The organism is Ruegeria sp. CL5 (assembly GCF_056536485.1).
The window spans coordinates 273,737-293,381 of sequence record NZ_JBQFPS010000003.1; the positions used below are offsets into that span (position 1 = coordinate 273,737).

Below are 19,645 nucleotides of genomic sequence, written 5' to 3' on the forward strand. Positions count from 1 at the left end.
GGCCCGCAACCGGACCAGTCCCCAGCGATCTGCATTATTTTAGTTGTCGAATGTTCGTCCCGATCTCAGTTTGAGGCTGAGCTCAGCGGATCTGCATTCACAGCACCTTCATAGGAATCCAGCGCGGAATCGATGCTACCCGCTGATACAAAGACGTTTGCGACGCCCTTCATAAAGTCTTGAGCACCACCACCAAGCCATTTGTCCGACAATTGCTCTTCGGCTGTCGGGAAACTGAATGTAGCGATCGTTGCTGCAGCATCGCTTGGATCCATACCTGCATCCTTGGCGATGACTGCCAACATATCATCCTTGTTGTCCCCAGCGGCCCATTGCGCATTGGCGTCTGCGGTCACTTTGAGAAACTTCGAGAGCAGTTCCGGTTCTTCTTCGATGAAGGAAGACGGAGCACTGGTCACATCGAAAACAAGAATGCCAAGCTCTTCCTTCTCAGCACCAGTCAGCAAGATATTGCCGTGCTCGGTCATGCGCCGCAGCGCACCACCCCAGCCGCATACCATGTCCAGGTTGCCTTGCGCAAAGGCGGCTGCCCCATCGGCAGGAGCCATATCGACAATTTCCAGCGAGCTTAGATCGACGCCAAAATGGTCCATCTGTGACAAGAAGCCATAATGCGCGGCGGTCCCAATCGGAACGCCAACCTTCTTGCCATTCAGCTCACCTGCATTTGTCTTGTCGATTTCAAGCGCTTCAGCGACGACACAATTGTCATTGTCCGAATAGCTTACCGCGACATCCACGGCCTGCAGATCCTGACCGGCAGACGTGGCTACGACAAAAGGCGGTACACCCTGGCTGACCGCGATCTGAACGTCGCCTGAAGCCATGGCGGCAGACATTGCAGTGCCCGTGTCGAAGGACACCCAATTGATCTTGACCCCCATCTCGTCTTCATAGGTCCCGTTTGCTTTCGCATACTGGAACGGCATCGGCCATTCCAAAAAGTACGCAACCGTTATTTCATCAAGCGCTGCGGCTTGTGAGGCGGTTACAGCGGCAATCCCGGCATAGGCCGTTGTAAGCAGATATTTTTTGATCATTTCGATTATTTTCTCCCTGCTGGTTCCGTCAGTTCGACCATTTCCGATGGTCGACTACGGATCAGTAAGAGAAACCATAGTCGGTAAGGTTCAATTTCGTAAATCAAAAAACATGTTGCGAAAAAACCGTAACTTTGTTTCGCTTTTGATAAATAGTTCTTTGGAAGGGCCTGCAGTGACCAAAAAATCACTTAGCCTCAGATGGCTTGAAATCTTTCAACTGGTCTCGAAATTGGGGTCGATCCAAAAGGTGTCTGTTGAAACCGGTTTGTCAATCAGCACGGTTTCAAATCATCTGCGCAGCCTTGAACGGGCTCTGGACGTGGAACTGGTGGATCACAGCCGCCGACCGATGGGATTAACGCCTGCTGGCACAGTGTTCTCCCGACATGTCCACGAAGGCCTGATGGCTCTGAAACGTGGAGAGGCTGAGCTGCGCTCGGGCAGTTGGCAGCATGCAACTGATTTGCGTTTGGGTTTGATAGATGATTTCGACAGCCGTGTTGCGCCCGATTTGTTTACTCTTCTTTCGGCTCGGCTGCCGCGATGCAGCTTTCGCCACTTTACGCGCCAAAGCCACGAGATCATCGACAAGCTTCAATCGCAGGGTTTGGATGCTGGAGTCGCAACTCGACCTTCCTACCATGTCGAGGGGCTCAAAGAGTTTCCTCTTCTTCGTGATCCCTTCATCGTGATTATTCCACCCGCCTTTGACGGTCCGGTTGAAGACCTTGCAAACCCGGATAGTACTCTGCCGTTTCTGCGATACTCGCGGGATCTCGCCATCGGCAAGCTTATTGAGATGCAGCTTACGCGAAGCAAGATAATTTTACCCAACCGCTTCGAACTTGAGTGCAATCAATCCATTATCGGGTTGGTCGCAGGAGGCAGTGGTTGGACCATCACAACCGCCGCCAGCTACTATCGTGCGCGTCGCTTCCACAAAAACACGCGGGCGATGCCTTTTCCCGGCAAAAGTTTTGCCCGCACCGTGTCGTTATTTACAACGGATGTATATCCGTCATCGACGACCCGGTTGATCCACAACGTATTGCAAAAGCTGATCCGTCAACACGTCACCGAACCTATGATATCGCGGTTCCAGTGGTTGGAAGATGATTTCCGAACAATCCCCACTCCGGCCGAATTGTAATCGCCTCGTCATACGAGCTTAGCCGACGGATGTTTCAACGCCGCAGAAGTCGCAGCCGTCATGTGCCTGCTAGGTTTCAGCCTCTTGCTCACGGGGGGGCAATTCTTCGATCAACCTAGTCTCAAGCAACTGACCGCTGGAGTAGAGGATCGGCGTCGAAATAGCGGCGATATGACTATTGAATTCTCGAAGCGCCCGCAAAGTCTCGAGATGCACATCGCTGGTTTCGAAGCTTTCTGCCATGCCATTTTGCAAACGGCGGAAATGACGTTTTCTGCTGTCACGTTCGGCACGCTTGATCTCAGTCTTTTCCAAGTTCAGAAGCCGTGCACTTTCCAGATCTTCCGAAATAATGACGTTTGTCGCCAGTTTCAGATTGGCCAGTATTTTCTCGTGCATCTGTTGCACTTCCGACCATCCCTCTGGCGAAAACTGCTTCCCTGTTTCCCGCAATTCACCGGCCAGCACCGTCAAGCGCTTTGCCACAACGTCGCCTGCTGTTTCCAACCGGACTGCATATTCCAGCATATCGCGGGCTGCATCAGAGTTTTTCGAATCCATCTTGTCCGCAGGCAACGCTGCGACAAATGCCCGGATATCTGTCAAGCATTGGTTAACATCCTGATCTATAGCCTGAATTGCCTTGATCTGCTCGGGTTCACCAGATCGGTAGAGCCCCAGCAAGGGGCTGAACATCAACTGCACAAGATCAGCCATTCGAACCAGCTCACGTTTGAGGGCCGAGATCGCCAGGGTTGGAGACCCCGCCACTTGTGGATCAAGGGCGCTTGCGGGCCGAGCGAGCGGGTTGGCTTCTACGACTGGTTTTTCATCCGGTAGCAGCCGCATGAACGGAGCCTGCAACATTCCGCAGAAGGGTAAAGACAAGATCAGGAGCGAAGCATTGAACGCCAAATGCGCATTGACCAGCATCTGTCCCTGATAGTCGCTGCTGATCATCCCAGCGCGCAAAGCCAAGTTCGCGGCAAACAGGCATAGCACGGCCCAGACCCCGCGAAGCGCAAGATTTGCGTAAGGAATGCGCCGGGCACGTATATCCATCCCACGCGTCAACCAAACTGGTATGAGCGCGCTGCCCAAATTTGCGCCTAGCACCAATGACAATCCGGCAGAAAACGGCAATGCACCTATCTGGACGAGCGTGACGCACATCAAAATGGCCGCAACTGAACTGTGCATGACAAAGGCCAGCGCACCTCCGACAATGAATGCAGTCACATAATCGCGCACGAGATAGTCAGCAATCGCAGGTAAGAACGCGCTGTCCCGGATCGGGTCCATTGCTTCACGCAAAAACCGCAGAGAAATCAAAATAAAGGCGACACCCATCAGAATTCGACCGATCTGACGTGGCCGCTTTCGTTCGGTTTTGACAAATAACCAACCACCGATGGCCAATAGTAGCGGTACGAGCCAGTCAAGACGGAATGACAGTATCTGAATCACAAGGGCGGAACCAAGGTCACCTCCCAAAACAATTGCCAGACCCGCCGGAAAAGCCAAATATCCGCCCGCCGCGAACCCTGAGGCCAACAGCGCCACAGCAGCCGAGCTCTGTAGAACAACTGCCAAAAGCATCCCCGTCAGGCTGGAACCCATCATGCTGTTGTTTCGTGTCAGCACACGCTGGAACGAGGCGCCGTAACTCCGCTCGATCCCTGTTCGGACCATTCGAACCGCAAACAGCAAGAGCATTGTGGCTCCGGCCAGTTGAGTAAGAAATACTAGTATTGCCATGCGGTGCGGTCTTTCTGCTGCATCGGCCTGTTTAACGTCCAAATTCTATGAAATTCAAGCACAAACGAGGCAAACAATGGTGGCGATACGACATCAAGCGACTGGCGTCGAAGTACAAATGTATTTGGCAGGGCAGACCAATTGCAAGTCGCATTGCAGATTTTCAAATCACCGTTTGGTATTTGAGAAACGGGTGCCAGATTTCGATAATTTGATATCAATGTTTGCATGAACCGCTTAATTATTCGCAGGTATGCCTGTATCTATAGGATTTAAAATGCCGCGCCAATCTGCCCCCAAAGATCTTAGTCTCAAATGGTTGGAACTGTTTCAGATTTGTGCTCAAAAAGGATCGCTGCAAGCAGCGGCGAAAGAAACAGGTCTTACTGTCAGCACAGTGTCGCACCATCTGCGTAATCTCGAAGACCATCTGGGGATTGAACTGTTCAATCACTCGCGCAGACCAATGGTTCTGACCCCAAAAGGAAAGGCTTTTCTACGAAACATTGACGATGCATTACAGTTGATCCGGATAGCAAAGGCTGAGGCGTCGGCAGGAAGCGTATCCGAAGCCAGCCATCTTCGATTGGGGACCATCGAAGATTTTGACAGCGACATTATACCGGAACTGGCCGTTTACCTGTCATCGAGCATGCCTGCCTGCAATTTCATGTATCACACAGATTCCAGTCATTCGATTATCGAGATGTTGCGAGATCGACAGTTGGACCTGGGAATATCCACCACACCCAGCGAAAGGTTACGTGATCTGCAAGATCGTCCGCTTCTAAGTGATCCATTTGTCATCATATTGCACAGGGCCAACGAGGCGCCTTTGAGCGATATTGTCAAAGGCCGCACTAAACTTCCGTTCCTGAGGTTTTCCAGCAACCTTTACATCGCGCGTCAGATAGAAGCTCAACTACGGCGGATAGGGATATCAGCCTCTCACAGATTTGAATGCAGCAATAACCAGACGCTGATGTCGATGGTGTCAGCCGGTGCTGGTTGGACCATTACAACCCCACTGCTGTATTCGCGGGCGAAACGGTTTCAAGCCGACCTGCGTATGCACCCGTTTCCAGGTAAAAGCTTTGCGCGCACTCTGGCGCTGGTCACGACGCCAGATTGCTCCAGATCCGTTGTAGAATTGGTGGAGGATAAAACACGATCACTGATCAGCAACCGTATCATCGCCCCGCTGTGCGCGGAGATCCCTTGGCTGGCAGACAGTTTCAAATTGATTGAATAAAACCGACCTTAGCTCTTTAGAGATATTAGTTTGTTCCCGGATATGCCCATCCTGATCGACGGATAGGCAAGCGGTGAGAATGGCCTGCAAATCTCTTACGCCCCTGGGTGCCCGCAATCGGGCCTTTAATGTTCCGTTCTCTGCCCATGCCATGGATCGCCCCGGTCTGCGAGCGAACGAAAGAGGCGATCTCGCCCCTTGGCGGTGGAAATGCGCTTCATGCCCTGCACCATATCGTTAGTGAAAAAGCCCATGTGATCCTCGGGGTGCATGAGGTTGAGCGATTCAACATAATGCTGGTCACTTATGTTGATCACATGCAGTTTATTGCGATATTTTGCTTTTTTATTTCCGATTTTGTGATCAAAAAGGTCGCAGCGCTTGTGATCCACACCGCAGATCGCGCTAATCCCCAAAAAAAACGAGCCGGAGGGTGATGCCATGAAATCGCGTACCAAGGTTGTTGTCATTGGCGGCGGTATCGCTGGGTGTTCGACACTGTATCATCTGACCCAAGAGGGTTGGACTGACGTAGTACTGGTAGAACGCAACGAACTAACCAGCGGCACAACCTGGCATTCGGCTGCGCAGGTGACCAATTTTGGCATGAATCAGACTATGGTTGGACTGAAAACGCACTCGATCAATCTGTACAAGGAATTGGCCGAGGATCCAGACTACCCGATCAACTACCATCATGGCGACGGCGGTATCAGGCTAGCCAACACGCCGGAGCAGATGCAGGGGTATTGCCACTTTGCTTCCATGGCGCGCGGAATGGATGTGCATTTTGAGGTCATAGATGCCAAGGAGTGCGCCCGCCGCCACCCGCTGATCTCGACTGATAACCTATTGGGTGGGCTGTGGGATCCGCTTGATGGTGACATCGATCCGGCACAGCTGTGCCAAGCTCTGGCACGCCGTGCGCGCAAAACCGGGGCCGAGGTTTATCGCAACACTCCGGTCACCGGGCTGACGCAGCACAAGGACGATACTTGGACGGTTCACACCGAGCACGGCGATATTGATTGCGATATAGTGGTTAACGCTTGCGGCTATCGGGTCAACGAAGTGGGCGCGATGATGGGTGTACACCACCCCGTTGCCTCGATGGAGCATCAGTATTTCCTGACCGAAGAGATCGCGGCAATCCGCGACGCAGGTCATCGCATGCCCCTGCTCCGCTGTCCGATCAGTGACTATTATTGCCGTCAGGAAAAGAACGGTTTGCTGGTCGGCTTCTATGAGCAGGATTGCAAAACCTGGGGCATGGAGGGGATCGATCCGAATTTTGTCAACGCGTTGTGCCCTGACGATCTGGACCGCGTGACGGATGTCCTGGAAGGTGCGTTTGCCCGGATGCCCGCACTGATGGAGGTCGGCATCCACACCGTGGTGAATGGTCCGATCACCTACACGATTGATGGTGCGCCATTGGTCGGGCCAATCCCCGGCAAGCGCAACGCTTTCTGCATCATCGGCCTGCGCGCAGGTCTGGGCGAAGGGGGTGGCCATGGCTGGCTGCTGGCCCAACAGATCGTTCATGGCGAGGCCTGTTATGACACTTGGTGCCTTGATCCGCGCCGGTTTACCGGCCACACCAATGTGGAGCTGACCGCGTTGAAAGCAATCGAGGACTACCAAAATGAATTCCGCTTTCATTTCCCTCACGAACACCGGCCTGCCGGCCGCCCTGCCAAAACCACACCGCTGACCCCGATCTTCGCAGCAGAAGGGGCCGAATTTACAGTGGTCAACGGCTGGGAGCGGGTCGACTACATCAAGCCAGCCTCTGACTTTCACCCAACACTGAGTTTCAGTTTTGATGAGACGTTTGACGTCGTCGCAAGGGAAATCAAGAACCTTCAGGAAAATGTCGGACTGGCCGAAGTTAACGGCTTCAACCGTCTGGAAATCACCGGAACCGATCGGCATGAGTTTCTGGATCGGTTGATGTGCGGCACGGTAACGAAACGCGACGGGCGGGTCGGCCTTGGCTATTTGCTGAACCACCACGGGATGGTCAAAGCCGAGGCCACAATCGCCAACCTGCCCGCCAGTGATCGCGGCCCGGCGCGGGTCTGGTACGGGTCCGCCGCCGCCAGCGAATATCACGATATGGACTGGCTGAAGGCGCATCTGCGTGATGGCAAAGACGTGCAAATCCGCTCGCTCACCAATGATCAGACCATTCTGGTGCTAGCCGGACCCAAATCGCGCGACGTGCTGTCCGCTTGTGCACGAGGAGATTGGTCACGAGAAGCCTTCCCCTGGCTGTCTGTTCGCGAGTGCTTTGTCGGGTTCGCGCCAGCAACTGTGTTGAATATCAGCTTCTCAGGGGAACTGGCCTACGAAATACATGTCCCTAACGCCTCGCTTTATGCGGCCTATCTGGCGCTCAGAAAAGCGGGTGAGACACATGGCATGAAACTCTTTGGTGCTCGCGCCGTCGAGTCCATGCGGATGGAGAAAGGATTCATGCACTGGAAAGCCGACCTGCTCACAGAGTTTGATCCGTTTGAGACCGGTTTGGATCGGTTCGTGAAACTGACCAAAGGCGATTTCATTGGCCGAAACGCGTTGCAGAGACGCCTTGAGAACGGTCCGCAGAAGAAACTGGTAAGCCTGAAAATCGATACAACCAAAGCACCTGCCCATGGTGGAGCCTCGCTGATGTTGGACGGCGTGGTTGTTGGTACCATCACGTCAGGTGACTGGGGCCACCGAACAGGGTTAAACCTTGCTTACGGCTTTTTGAATCCAGAATTTTCTGAACCCGGCAGCCGAATGCAGCTTGACCTGTGCGGAGAAATGATCGGTGCCGAGGTGATTGCACCTTCCCCCTATGACCCAGACCTCTCACGCGTGCGTAGCTGATCCGGAAGCTACCCGCCGTTCCGATAGGCAGTCGGTGTCTGCCCGAATTGAGCCCGGAACGCACGCGTCATGGCACTGGGGTTTTCATACCCGCAGCGGCTGGCGATTTCGGCCACGGATTGTTGGGTCTCGACCGCAAGTTTGCGCGCCAGATTCAGACGCAAGCGACGATAGAGCGCCTGCGGTGTTACACCCAGTTCGGCCAAAACACGGATTTCGATCTTCTTTTGAGAACACCCGAGTTGGCGGGCGATATCCTTTATCAATACCGGCGCATCCAATGTGCCTTGCATGACGCCCAGCACCCTATTCACAAGCCTGTCTTCGGATTTCATCTGTGGCGAAGCAGCGCTTGGTTCACCGCGGTTCATCAGAAGATGCGCGACCTCCATCGACAGCAATGGTCCATGGTCCGCAAGGATCAGCGCCGTGGCCAGATCATAAGCCGCCATAGCGCCGGAACAGGTGATCCGGTTGCGGTCGATCACAAAGCGCTCTTGCAGGGCATCAACGTCTGGAAATGCCTCTTCGAACCGCGATAATTCATCCCAGTGAATGGTTGCGCGATACCCGTTCAACAAACCTGCATCAGCAAGCAACCAACTTCCGGTATCCAGGCCAGCCAGCCGAGAATGTCGACTTGACGCACGGTGCAAAGCGCGCAACGTTTCTGAAACGGAATGCTCCAGATATCCATATGACGGCATGACGATCAGAGCATCGCCCACTGCAGCCCCGATGGTACCGTGAGGTGCCACCTGCAACCCACTGGAACTTTCCACAGGTGCACCGTCTGGCGAATAGAATTGCCAGGCATAGAGGTGCTGCCCCGCCAAAGTGTTCGCGGCGCGCAGCGGCTCAACCATGTTGGCAAGGCACAGGTTCGAGAAACCATCGAACAGCAAAAAGTTGTAGGTCTCAGTCAATTTTTTCTAACTCGGCATGATTATCTACGATTAGTGCATGTCATGGGTTCTGACAATGCCGTTTCATTCTCTATCAGGCATCAGGGGAACCGCGTTATGCAATTTGGCTTATCCGAAGAACAGGACATGATCGTCTCGACCGTGCGCAGTTTTGTCGAGAATGAGATCTATCCGCATGAGGCCGAGGTCGAACGGACCGGCCAAGTCCCGCCCGAATTGGGCGAACAGATCAAGCAGAAGTGCATCGATCTGGGATTTTATGCCTGCAACTTCCCTGAAGAAGTGGGCGGTGCAGGTCTGTCGCATCTCGACTTCACTCTGGTTGAGCGCGAACTGGGTCGCGGGTCCATGGCATTGACCCATTTCTTCGGTCGCCCGCAAAACATTCTGATGGCGTGTAATGACGAGCAGCGTGAACGCTATCTGTTGCCCGCTGTACGCGGTGAAAAAATGGACGCGCTGGCGATGACCGAACCCGACGCGGGTTCGGACGTCCGAGGCATGAAATGCCAGGCGGTTCGCGATGGCGACGATTGGGTCGTAAACGGTTCGAAACACTTCATATCAGGCGCAGAACATGCTGATTTCTTCATCGTGTTCATCGCAACAGGTGTGGATGAAACCCCGAAAGGCCCAAAAAAGCGTATCACCACCTTCCTTGTGGATCGGGGTACGCCGGGTTTTGAGGTGCGCGAGGGGTACAATTCGGTAAGCCACAAGGGCTACAAGAATTACATCCTGTACTTCGACAATTGCCGCCTGCCAGACGCACAGGTTTTGGGCGAGGTCGATGGCGGTTTCGCCGTGATGAACGAATGGCTTTACGCGACGCGCCTGACGGTCGCTGCCTTCTCAGTCGGGCGGGCGCGGCGCTGTTTTGATTACGCGCTGAATTACGCCGCTGAACGCAAGCAGTTTGGCCAACCAATCGGCAAGTTTCAGGGTGTTAGCTTCCAGATCGCCGACATGATCACCGAGATCGACGCCGCCGATTGGCTGACACTCTCAGCCGCATGGCGACTGGATCAGGACTTGCCCTCAAACCGCGAGATTGCGTCGGCCAAAGTCTACTCTTCGGAGATGCTGGCGCGGGTGACGGATACCACGCTGCAGATCTATGGCGGGATGGGGCTGATGGACGATTTCCCGATCGAACGGTTCTGGAGGGATGCGCGGGTCGAACGAATCTGGGACGGCACGAGCGAAATTCAACGCCACATCATCAGCCGTGATCTGCTGCGGCCTCTGGGTGCCTGAGGCGTAGATGAGCAAGGATATCTCTCGCCTTCTGCGTCCGAAATCCATAGCGGTCATCGGAGGTGGTGCGTGGTGCCAGCAGGTTATCCAGCAATCCCAACTCATGGGGTATGCCGGGGACATCTGGCCCATCCACCCCAAGGCGGCTGAACTCGCGGGGTACAAAGCCTACGCGCGGCTTGAGGACCTGCCCTCCGCCCCGGATGCCGCCTTTGTCGGCATCAATCGACACGCCACGATTGAGGCGGTACAGATTTTGTCCGAAATGGGCAGCGGTGGTGCAGTTTGCTTTGCATCTGGATTCTCGGAAGCTGTGGCCGAGGATGATACGGGTGGAGACTTGCAATCAGAGTTGATCAAAGTGGCTGGTTCCATGCCCATTCTGGGGCCAAACTGTTATGGCTTTATCAACGCGTTGGACGGGGCGCTGTTATGGCCTGACCAACATGGAGCAGTTCCAGTTGAGCGCGGCGTCGCCATTCTGACCCAAAGCTCAAACATCTCGATCAACCTGACCATGCAGCGCCGTGCCTTGCCCATTGCCTATATGGTGACCTGTGGAAACATGGCACAAACCAGCCAGGCAGAGATCGCTGCAGCGCTAATCGATGACCCGCGGGTCACTGCAGTAGGTCTGCATATCGAAGGCTTTAAGGATGTCCGCGAATGGGAAGCCCTTGCCGCCAAAGCTTTTGAGAAAAGCGTTCCCCTGATCGCGCTGAAGGTTGGTGCGTCTGAACAGGCGCAGGCAGCGACTGTGTCACATACCGCTTCACTGGCGGGCAGCGACGCGGGCGCGCAGGCTTTGCTGAACCGGTTAGGCATCCCACGACTAAAGTCTCTCCCAGAGTTTCTGGAAACGCTGAAATTGCTGCACTGCTATGGACCGTTAACAGGAGCCAACATTGCATCGATCAGCTGTTCCGGAGGCGAGGCAAGCCTGATCGCGGATATGACAGTTGGCACAGGCCTCAGCTTTCCCAAACTGAGCCAAGACAAAGAAACCCGATTGCGCGATGCGCTTGGTCCGATGGTCGCGCTGAACAATCCGCTCGACTATCACACGTATGTCTGGCGCGACGAGGCAGCAATGGCGAGGGCCTGGGCCGGGATGACCGGGGACGATATCGATCTGACCATCTCGATCGTCGACTATCCCACCACCGACTTGACGGATTGGGCTTGTGCAACGAACGCGGCACTCAAAGTACGAGAAGAAACCGGCGCACGATTTGCTGTGGCGGCGACCTTGCCCGAACTTCTGCCAGAGGATGTCGCGCAAACCTTGATGGCGGGTGAAGTGGTTCCGTTCATGGGTTTAAGTGAAACTCTCGCTGCTACTCGGGCCGCGGGTCAGATCTGTGCGCCATCGCACGAACCAATCTGCTTACCAGGCGACCTTGAAGCCAAACGAATTTTGACCGAAGCGGACGCCAAACAGGCACTGGCAGAACATGGTCTGCGTGTGCCCCAGAACCGTTCGGTTCGGAGTGCAGAAGAAGCCCAATGCGCGACACACGAGATGAACGCGCCTTTCGCCGTCAAGGGCGTCGGACTTGCCCATAAGTCCGAACACGCCGCCGTGCGATTGGGAGTTCAGGCCTCTGACGTGCCGAAAGTTGCCACAGAAATCGGAACCGACGAGATCCTGATCGAAGAAATGATCTCGGGAACCGTGGCCGAACTGCTGGTCGGCGTCGTGCGCGACCCCGCCCATGGGTTTGTTCTGACCCTCGGCGCGGGTGGTGTCCTGACCGAGATCTTGCGTGATACCACTTCGCTGCTGATACCGACGACGCCAGATGAAATTCGTGGTGCGCTCGGCGCGCTAAAAATCGCTCCGCTTCTGGCTGGCTATCGCGGCCAACCAGCGGCTGATATGGATGAGATCATTGCCGCTGTTCTGGCTGTTCAGAACTATGTCGTGCACAATGCCGATACGCTTAGCGAGGTCGAAATCAACCCGCTTCTTTGCACACCGACCCGCGCGGTTGCAGTGGATGCCCTAATCAGAAAGGCCTGAGATATGGACCCGATCAAGACCCGCCGCGAGGGCGCAATCCTTGAGGTTACTCTGGACCGCCCTAAGGCCAACGCCATCGATCTGGCCACCAGCCGCGTCATGGGGCAGGTCTTTGCTGAGTTTCGCGATGACCCCGAATTGCGCGTCGCCATTCTGACTGGTGCAGGAGAAAAGTTTTTTTGCCCCGGCTGGGACCTGAAAGCCGCCGCCGACGGCGACGCGGTGGATGGGGATTATGGTGTGGGTGGTTTCGGAGGGCTTCAGGAACTGCGCGACCTCAACAAGCCAGTCATCGCCGCCGTCAATGGAATTGCATGCGGGGGTGGGTTGGAACTTGCGATTTCAGCTGACATGATTCTGGCCTCAGAACACGCTACCTTTGCCTTGCCTGAAATCAGGTCTGGCACCGTCGCGGATGCCGCCAGCGTCAAACTGCCTAAACGCATCCCCTATCACATCGCAATGGAATTGCTTCTGACAGGTCGCTGGTTCGATGCCAAAGAAGGCCACCGCTGGGGATTGGTCAATGAGATTTTGCCTTCCGATCAGCTCATGGATCGCGCTTGGGAGCTTGCGCGCCTGCTCGCCTCAGGACCACCACTTGTCTATGCAGCGATCAAAGAAGTTGTGCGCGAAGCCGAAGACAGCAAGTTTCAGGATGCGATGAACCGCATCACCAAACGGCAGTTGCGTACGGTAGATGTACTTTACTCCAGTGAAGATCAGCTTGAAGGCGCAAGGGCCTTCGCTGAGAAGCGCGACCCGGTCTGGAAAGGGAAATAACAAACCCATTCGTTTTCAAACTAAGTAAATGAATCCGAGAAGAACAGCCCTTGATCACACAGGTCGAGCTAGTTCATCAAAGTCAGCTCAATTTTTGAGTAGATCATACTTTACACGCCTGAAAATCAGGTCACAAATTGCTTTATGCATATATTTGGGATCAACGTGACCTGATGCAGGACAAAAAACCTGAGACTGAACTGGAGATTGGGCGCACTCTGCAAAGACTGCGGCAAGAGCGAAACCTGACCGTCACAGAACTGGCATCTCAGGCAAACCTGTCGACGGCGATGATCAGCAGAATCGAGAACGGCCACGTTTCGCCTTCTCTTGGCACACTGCAGGCTTTGGCCGATGCCTTGTCAGTATCTCTGATGGCGTTGTTCAGCCATTCCGAGCACACGGCAGACGTTCACCATGTTCCCGCAGGCACAGGGTTGCCGTCGCGGCGAATTACGCATGACCACGCACATGACTACCTGACACTGGGTAAGCACAGCGGGCCGGGCGGGTCCTTTCAATCCGCACGCATCCGTATTTCTAAGCAAGACCAAAACACCTTGCCCAAATACCAACACGAGGGACACGTATTCATTTATATGATCGAAGGGCGTGCCCGGTATTTGTGCGGTGCCGAAGAATTTCTGATGGCGACGGGCGACACGCTTAGCTTTGACGCCAAACTACCACACGGAGTACACGATATCCTATCGGACGAGATCGAGTTCATTACCGTTTCAACCCGGCCACAGTAGTGACAATCTGCTGGCGGCACCGTGCCTGAAACCCTTGCCTAAGCGACCCGGGAGTGAAAAGACCTAGAGGATGAAAATTACCTTTCGACAGGTCGATGCGTTTCGATCCGTGGTTTCTACCGGATCTGTAACAGAAGCCGCGACAATGCTGGGCATTTCGCAACCTGCAGTTAGTCGGCTAATCGCCGATCTTGAGGCTGAAGTCGGATTTGCTCTGTTTCAACGCTCAGGAAGGGTTCTGATTCCTACAGACGAAGCGCGACTGCTTGTACAGGAAGTGCGCCAAGCCGTCAGCGGTATGGAACATATCAAGCAGGCGGCGACAGCGATCGGCAGTTTTGGACACGCGCGGCTAAGCCTGGTAACCACCCCAGCCTTCGCAACGCAACTGGCCCCTGATCTGATCAGCTTATTCGCATTGGCCTGCCCCGAGGCTATGGCGCGGTTGGAATTTGAGGCCAATGACGATTCTGTGGAATGGCTGGTATCGCAGAGTTTTGATTTTGGGATTACGTCCAGCGTCCCGTCTAACCCATCTTTTAACAGCCTGATGCTGTCGGATGACGATGTATACTGCGTCTTGCCCAAGGGCCACCGGCTGGAAGACAAATCCGTCATTCACGCACGAGATTTGGCGGATGAGAGTTTTATATCCTACATGGGTTCATCTCGCTTCCGGTTCGAGGTTGACCGCTTTTTCGATGCCAAATCGATTTCGCGTAGCCTAAAATATGAAACTCGAACTACGGATGGCGTCTGTCGTCTTGTCGCGCGAGGGCTTGGAGTGTCGATTGTTGGAATGTCCAAAGGCCTTTCCGAAACCGTTCCAGGATGCGCTGTACTGCCATTTGCTGCACCTCTAAATTTTCAAACAGTGCTTTTCTGGTCCAACAACAGACCACTATCCGCTGTTGCAAATATCTTTCTCGAAATAGCGAAGGACACGCTTAGCTCCGATTGAGCGCATCCCGAAAGCTTTGTCGCGCCTTTGCGCTGTGAATATAGTCATAGTCACGTGGATAGGATTTGCCCGGCTGAATCTCCATCGAAACAAACTGAGGGCCCGGCGTATTCAGAATATATGGTAACGCGTCTGCAAACAGTTTCAGCTCGCGAAAACCCTGCGACCCGGCATATCCGGCTGAACGCGCAAATCCGACGAAATCTACCCGATCAGCGCCGGGCAGCGGATGCGCACCATTCACCTCATACACCCGGTTGGCCGCCACGAAGTGATACAAATTGGTTACGCCTGAGTTTGCTATCGTGACCAGAGAACCCAGATTCATCAACAGGCTGCCATCACCATCCAAGACAATCACGCGCCTGTCTGGATTTGCCAACGCCAGCCCCAATCCGTGCGAACTGGCCTGACCCATTGCTCCGACCGCTACATAGTTCAGGTCACGAGGATTGAGTTGCAGCCAATCAAAGCAGCTTTGATATACGGCCACAACGATATCCCGTTTATTCACATGGGGTATCAACGCAGCAAGCGCATCATCACGGTCAATGATCATGTTGCCTCCGGGCTCCGTCCAATCAGGAATACATGGGGGCACGACGCGTTGTATGCCTCATCGACGGCTTGCGGAATATGATCAATATCTTCAGGCTCTTCGATCAGTGAGTGCGATATTTCCATCGCATCCAGCACCGGTTGGATAATCCGCACCCCGTAAGAAGCTGATTGGTCGGGTTGCACATCGGGCTCTTTTCCCTGCAATCCGACCATCATGACGATGGGCAACTCATAGTCCATGCCAATTGCCCGAATGGCGTTCAGAGAATCCATCAACCCGGTTTGCTGCATCATCAATAATGCCCGAGTGCCGTTGTATGACATCGCCCCACAGATGCTAACACCCTCATCTTCTTTACAGATGCGGGTCAGGCGAAAATCGGGATCTTTCGAAATCGGCCAAAGTAGGCCGTCACTTGTGACGATATCCGGCAGGGCAACAATTTCCCGAATATCCGATTGCTTTATGCAGGCGATGATGCCAGCCCCCGACGGAAAGGCAATATCCCGAGCACTTGCGGCAGGTTGAAGTGATCCGCCCATTAGCCCGCCCCATTCAAAAATTCAGCAATACCATCTCGCACAGCTTGCAGTTCATGGGGCCGCCCAATGGTTATGCGAATATAATCCTTGTAGGCCGCCGATGCCAAACGCCTTACTGCAATACCATTCCGGCGCAAGAAGAGGTCGACCCCTTCTGCAGATTTCACTGGATCAGGAAAATGGACCAAAAGAAAATTGGTCTGACTTGGGACTATCGTCAAACCCAGCGATTGCATTTCCGACGAAAGCCACTTGCGCCCACGCTGATTGGCATCAAACACAAAGCGTGTGTGCGCCCGATCTTCAAGCGCTCCAATCGCAGCAACCGCCGAAGGTGAAGCAACGGGAAAAGTCAAGGCAATACGACGAATACTATCCAGGATATCCGGAGGGCCAAACACCCATCCTACCCGCGCTCCGGCCAAGCCGTAGATCTTAGAAAATGTCCGGCACATAACAACGTTGCTGGCCTCTTCCACCAGCTTGTGCGCTGGTTCATAGTCTTCGGCGTCGACATATTCTTCGTATGCCGCATCAATCACCAGCAACACGTCCTTGGGCAACGCAGCGTGTAGTCGCCTCACCTCAGATCCGTTCAAATAGGTTCCAGCGGGGTTTTCCGGGTTCGCAAGATATACAATCCGCGTTCGATTGGTCACGGCATCAATCATTCGATCAACCGAGGGCTTGAAGCCGTCATCAGCGACTGAAATTACATCGGCATCATTTGCGTAAACGTAGTTTGGAACTTTTAGATATCCGTTTGCGCTTCGGATCAGCTCGGTGCCTGGCCCCAAATAGGCTCTGGCCAATCGGGCCAGCAAATCATCCGAACCTTGTCCCGTTGTTATCCAAGATTCGTCCAGATCGAAATGCCGCGCGATAGCGGGCGCAAGAACACGATCAGGGTTCTCTAGGTAGCGCTCAATATCGCTCATGGCGGCGCGCGCCGCCGCACGCGCATTGGGACTGGGTCCAAAAACACTTTCGTTGGAATTCAACAGCACGGTCGCAGGTTGCCCGGCTTCTATCGGCGCACCCACCATATGTGGCTTGATGTTTTCGATTCCAGATTTTGCCAGAACTATGGTCATATTGCTTCCTCGAAACGGATCAATCACGCTGCTCAACTCAATATATCACACATAATTATTCATATGCCAATTCACTTGCAAAAATATTATGGTATATGGGGAGCATATTGAACAAAGGACCTGCCATGGCAGAGGCGAAACAAACGCAACCCAGCAGAGTGCATGCAACCATCAATCTGGATTCCCCGGGCAAACAGACCGGGGATTTAATGCTGAAGTGGTCAGACAACACCGTGCCACTGGGATATCACCCCATTGCGATCGCCAGTCTTCGCGGATCTGACGGCCCGACGGTTCTGCTGCTAGGTGGAACTCATGGTGATGAATTCGAAGGCCCCGCTGCAATATTGCGGCTAGCCGAGCGGCTGGACCCCTCACAGATTGCCGGGCAGATCATCATGATACCAGCCCTGAACGCTCCGGCAGTCGCCAGCTCCTCACGCGTATCTCCGCTGGACGGACAAAACCTGAACCGCGCCTTTCCCGGTGACCCCGATGGCGGGCCAACGGCGATGTTGGCGCACTATGTGGAAACAGTGCTGCTGCCACGTGTTGATGCGGTAATCGACCTGCATTCGGGCGGCAAGGCTTCGGTCTTTACACCTTGCGCACTGGCGTCGCGCTGTGCTGACCCCAAGCTGACCAAAGCGAACCTTGATCTGGCCAGCGCGTTCGGATTGCCGCTGATCTGGGTATTGGGCGCACATAATGACAATCGTTCAGTCAACGCAGCAGCAGAGCGCGCAGGTGTTCCTATGATCGCAACCGAGTTAGGCGGTGGCGGCAATATTACACCCGAAATTGTAGATGCCGCAGAAACAGGTTTGATGCGCTGCCTAACCGAACTCGGGCTTCTAGAAGGCAGCTCTGGTATTGGAACACCCCCGCGGCAGGTTGAGATCGCATCCCCGCATGACTCACTCTATGCCCCCGAAAATGGCTTATTCGACCGATATGTTTGTGCTGGGCAAGAAGTTCAGGCGGGTGGTTTGGCGGGGCATCTGCGTTTTCCCGATAATCCTGGCCGACCCGCTCTGAAACTAAATTTTCCCAACAGCGGATTTGTGCTCGCGCATGGCAATCGCGGGATGGTGTGTCGCGGCGATCTGCTGGCGCTGGTAGCTCAGAACGCGTCGAAAGGAGACTGAATGCGATCCTACACTCCATTCATTTCAGGCAAGTTCATAGATTGGCAAGGGGACACCATACCCAGTATCAACCCTGCAACCGGACAGGTCTGGAGCCATATCGCCAAGTGCGACACATCCGAGGCAGATGTAGCGATACGAGATGCCGACCTTGCATTCCGCACAGGCCCATGGGCTCAGTTAGATGCATCAGGGCGCGCCGACATGCTTGATGCTATGGCTGATGTGCTTGAGGAGCGTTGGGAAGAACTTGTTGACCCGGAGATTCTGGATAATGGCAAGCGCATTACCGAGGTACGTGGTCAATTTTCTGGATTGCATACCTGGTATCGTCATTTTGCTGCCGAAGCGCGCAAACTAGCCCCTGTTCCGCAGAGTAATTCCACGCTTGGGGTCACAAGCGAAGGACATTGGTCGCCCTACGGTGTGGTGGTCGCAATTACACCATGGAACTCGCCCCTGATGATCCTGGCATGGAAGCTGGCTCCGGCTCTGGCCGCGGGAAATACGGTTGTGGTCAAACCGTCGGAAATGGCGTCAGCCTCAACCCTGGAATTCGCCCGACTTGCCCGCGAGGCGGGTCTTCCACCGGGTGTGTTGAACGTGGTGACGGGATGGGGCAACGAAATTGGCGAGGCACTTGTTCGGCATCCGTTGACACGCAAAGTAAGTTTCACCGGCTCAGATATCGGTGGCCGCAGGGTCGCTCAGGCTGCCGCGGGTCAGGTCGTGCCCACAACGCTCGAACTGGGCGGCAAGTCGCCTCAGGTAGTGTTCGCCGATTGTGATCTGGATTCGGCGATCAACGGGGTTATGTCCGGCATTTTCCTGTCAAATGGCCAGACTTGTGTCGCAGGTTCTAGGCTAATTGTCGAAGCCCGGATCAAAGACGCAATGATCTCGAGACTGCTGGAACGATCCCGTTCACTGATACCTGGCGACCCATTTGACCCGAACACTCAGATTGCACCGCTCGCCAATGAGCCGCATCTGAGAAAGGTTACTACGATGATCGAACAAGCAAAGGCAGATGGCGCCAATTGCCTGCTGGACGGCACCCAAACAGTGAAAGGGATTGGCGGCTACTATGTCGGGCCAACGATCTTTGATCAGGTCTCTCCGGACATGCAGATCTGGCGAGAAGAGGTTTTCGGCCCTGTGCTTTCAATCACCACCTTTGAATCCGAGGACGAAGCCATCGCGCTCGCTAATGACAGCGACTATGGACTGTCCGCCGGGGTTTGGACCACGGATGCAGCGAAAGCCGCCCGAGTTGCCGAAGCGATATGTGCGGGCACCGTTTACATCAACCACTACCGCAGCGTTGATCCAGGTAGCCCGATCGGTGGCGTCAAACTGTCGGGATATGGGCGGGAACTGGGACCGGGCGCAATCACCGATTTCCTGCAGGTCAAGTCAATCTGGACCGGAACAACACCTGTATCCAACCCGTTCCTTTAATTGTGTTGGCCGAAAAATTGGCAGGACGCAGA

General features: G+C 54.4%; 17 protein-coding genes. 10 read left to right on the forward strand and 7 right to left on the reverse strand.

The window, feature by feature from the left end; genetic code table 11:
* Nucleotides 1-65: 65 nt before the first annotated feature.
* Nucleotides 66-1,061: a taurine ABC transporter substrate-binding protein gene (locus tag ACR0IU_RS07355; protein WP_010441535.1), complete on the reverse strand. Its 996-nt coding sequence runs from the start codon at nt 1,059-1,061 to the stop codon at nt 66-68.
* 175 nt (nt 1,062-1,236) lie between these two features.
* On the opposite strand from ACR0IU_RS07355, the gene ACR0IU_RS07360 reads away from it, so the two are divergent.
* The gene (locus ACR0IU_RS07360; RefSeq protein ID WP_260026931.1) at nt 1,237-2,214 is read left to right on the forward strand and encodes a LysR family transcriptional regulator; all 978 of its coding nucleotides are present in this window, start codon (nt 1,237-1,239) and stop codon (nt 2,212-2,214) included.
* 69 nt (nt 2,215-2,283) lie between these two features.
* Here ACR0IU_RS07360 and ACR0IU_RS07365 read toward each other — a convergent pair whose 3' ends face one another.
* The gene (locus tag ACR0IU_RS07365; RefSeq protein WP_480715791.1) at nt 2,284-3,972 is read right to left on the reverse strand and encodes a Na/Pi cotransporter family protein; all 1,689 of its coding nucleotides are present in this window, start codon (nt 3,970-3,972) and stop codon (nt 2,284-2,286) included.
* Nucleotides 3,973-4,249: 277 nt separating this feature from the next.
* Between ACR0IU_RS07365 and ACR0IU_RS07370 the strand changes: the two genes are divergently transcribed.
* Nucleotides 4,250-5,224, forward strand: a complete 975-nt coding sequence (locus ACR0IU_RS07370; RefSeq protein ID WP_480715792.1) for a LysR family transcriptional regulator — start codon at nt 4,250-4,252, stop codon at nt 5,222-5,224.
* 125 nt (nt 5,225-5,349) lie between these two features.
* Here ACR0IU_RS07370 and ACR0IU_RS07375 read toward each other — a convergent pair whose 3' ends face one another.
* Nucleotides 5,350-5,667 carry a hypothetical protein gene (locus ACR0IU_RS07375; RefSeq protein WP_480715793.1) on the reverse strand — a complete coding sequence of 106 codons (318 nt, stop codon included), beginning with the start codon at nt 5,665-5,667 and terminating at the stop codon, nt 5,350-5,352.
* On the opposite strand from ACR0IU_RS07375, the gene ACR0IU_RS07380 reads away from it, so the two are divergent.
* On the forward strand, nt 5,666-8,101 hold the full coding sequence (locus ACR0IU_RS07380; protein ID WP_480715794.1) for a GcvT family protein: 2,436 nt from the start codon (nt 5,666-5,668) through the stop codon (nt 8,099-8,101). The two genes, ACR0IU_RS07375 and ACR0IU_RS07380, sit on opposite strands and share 2 nt — an antisense overlap.
* 8 nt (nt 8,102-8,109) lie before the next feature.
* Here ACR0IU_RS07380 and ACR0IU_RS07385 read toward each other — a convergent pair whose 3' ends face one another.
* Nucleotides 8,110-9,027, reverse strand: a complete 918-nt coding sequence (locus ACR0IU_RS07385) for a GlxA family transcriptional regulator (RefSeq protein ID WP_480715795.1) — start codon at nt 9,025-9,027, stop codon at nt 8,110-8,112.
* Nucleotides 9,028-9,123: 96 nt separating this feature from the next.
* Here ACR0IU_RS07385 and ACR0IU_RS07390 point away from each other — a divergent pair, with 96 nt between their 5' ends.
* From ACR0IU_RS07390 to ACR0IU_RS07410, 5 genes are all read left to right on the forward strand, one after another.
* A complete protein-coding gene (locus ACR0IU_RS07390; protein ID WP_480715796.1) occupies nt 9,124-10,284 on the forward strand; it encodes an acyl-CoA dehydrogenase family protein in 1,161 nt (386 codons plus the stop codon).
* Nucleotides 10,285-10,291: 7 nt separating this feature from the next.
* A complete protein-coding gene (locus ACR0IU_RS07395) occupies nt 10,292-12,307 on the forward strand; it encodes an acetate--CoA ligase family protein (RefSeq protein WP_480715797.1) in 2,016 nt (671 codons plus the stop codon).
* Nucleotides 12,308-12,310: 3 nt separating this feature from the next.
* Entirely contained in the window at nt 12,311-13,090 is a 780-nt protein-coding gene (locus ACR0IU_RS07400; RefSeq protein WP_480715798.1) for a carnitinyl-CoA dehydratase, read from the forward strand.
* A 173-nt stretch (nt 13,091-13,263) separates the two neighbouring features.
* A complete protein-coding gene (locus ACR0IU_RS07405; protein WP_480715799.1) occupies nt 13,264-13,845 on the forward strand; it encodes a helix-turn-helix domain-containing protein in 582 nt (193 codons plus the stop codon).
* 70 nt (nt 13,846-13,915) lie between these two features.
* Nucleotides 13,916-14,806, forward strand: coding sequence for a LysR substrate-binding domain-containing protein (locus tag ACR0IU_RS07410; RefSeq protein WP_170774352.1), 891 nt, complete (start codon nt 13,916-13,918; stop codon nt 14,804-14,806).
* On the opposite strand, the gene ACR0IU_RS07415 is transcribed toward ACR0IU_RS07410, so the two are convergent.
* The 3 genes from ACR0IU_RS07415 to ACR0IU_RS07425 are packed head-to-tail and all read right to left on the reverse strand — an operon-like array spanning nt 14,793 to nt 17,004.
* Nucleotides 14,793-15,365, reverse strand: a complete 573-nt coding sequence (locus tag ACR0IU_RS07415; protein WP_170475204.1) for a thiamine pyrophosphate-dependent enzyme — start codon at nt 15,363-15,365, stop codon at nt 14,793-14,795. The two genes, ACR0IU_RS07410 and ACR0IU_RS07415, sit on opposite strands and share 14 nt — an antisense overlap.
* Entirely contained in the window at nt 15,362-15,910 is a 549-nt protein-coding gene (locus tag ACR0IU_RS07420) for a decarboxylase (protein ID WP_170544048.1), read from the reverse strand. The genes ACR0IU_RS07415 and ACR0IU_RS07420 overlap by 4 nt, the downstream gene beginning before the upstream one ends.
* Complete coding sequence (locus tag ACR0IU_RS07425) at nt 15,910-17,004, reverse strand: pyridoxal phosphate-dependent aminotransferase (RefSeq protein ID WP_480715800.1); 1,095 nt, start codon at nt 17,002-17,004, stop codon at nt 15,910-15,912. The genes ACR0IU_RS07420 and ACR0IU_RS07425 overlap by 1 nt, the downstream gene beginning before the upstream one ends.
* A 125-nt stretch (nt 17,005-17,129) precedes the next feature.
* Between ACR0IU_RS07425 and ACR0IU_RS07430 the strand changes: the two genes are divergently transcribed.
* Entirely contained in the window at nt 17,130-18,152 is a 1,023-nt protein-coding gene (locus ACR0IU_RS07430; protein WP_480715801.1) for a succinylglutamate desuccinylase/aspartoacylase family protein, read from the forward strand.
* A complete protein-coding gene (locus ACR0IU_RS07435; RefSeq protein WP_480715802.1) occupies nt 18,153-19,613 on the forward strand; it encodes an aldehyde dehydrogenase family protein in 1,461 nt (486 codons plus the stop codon).
* Nucleotides 19,614-19,645 lie beyond the last annotated feature (32 nt).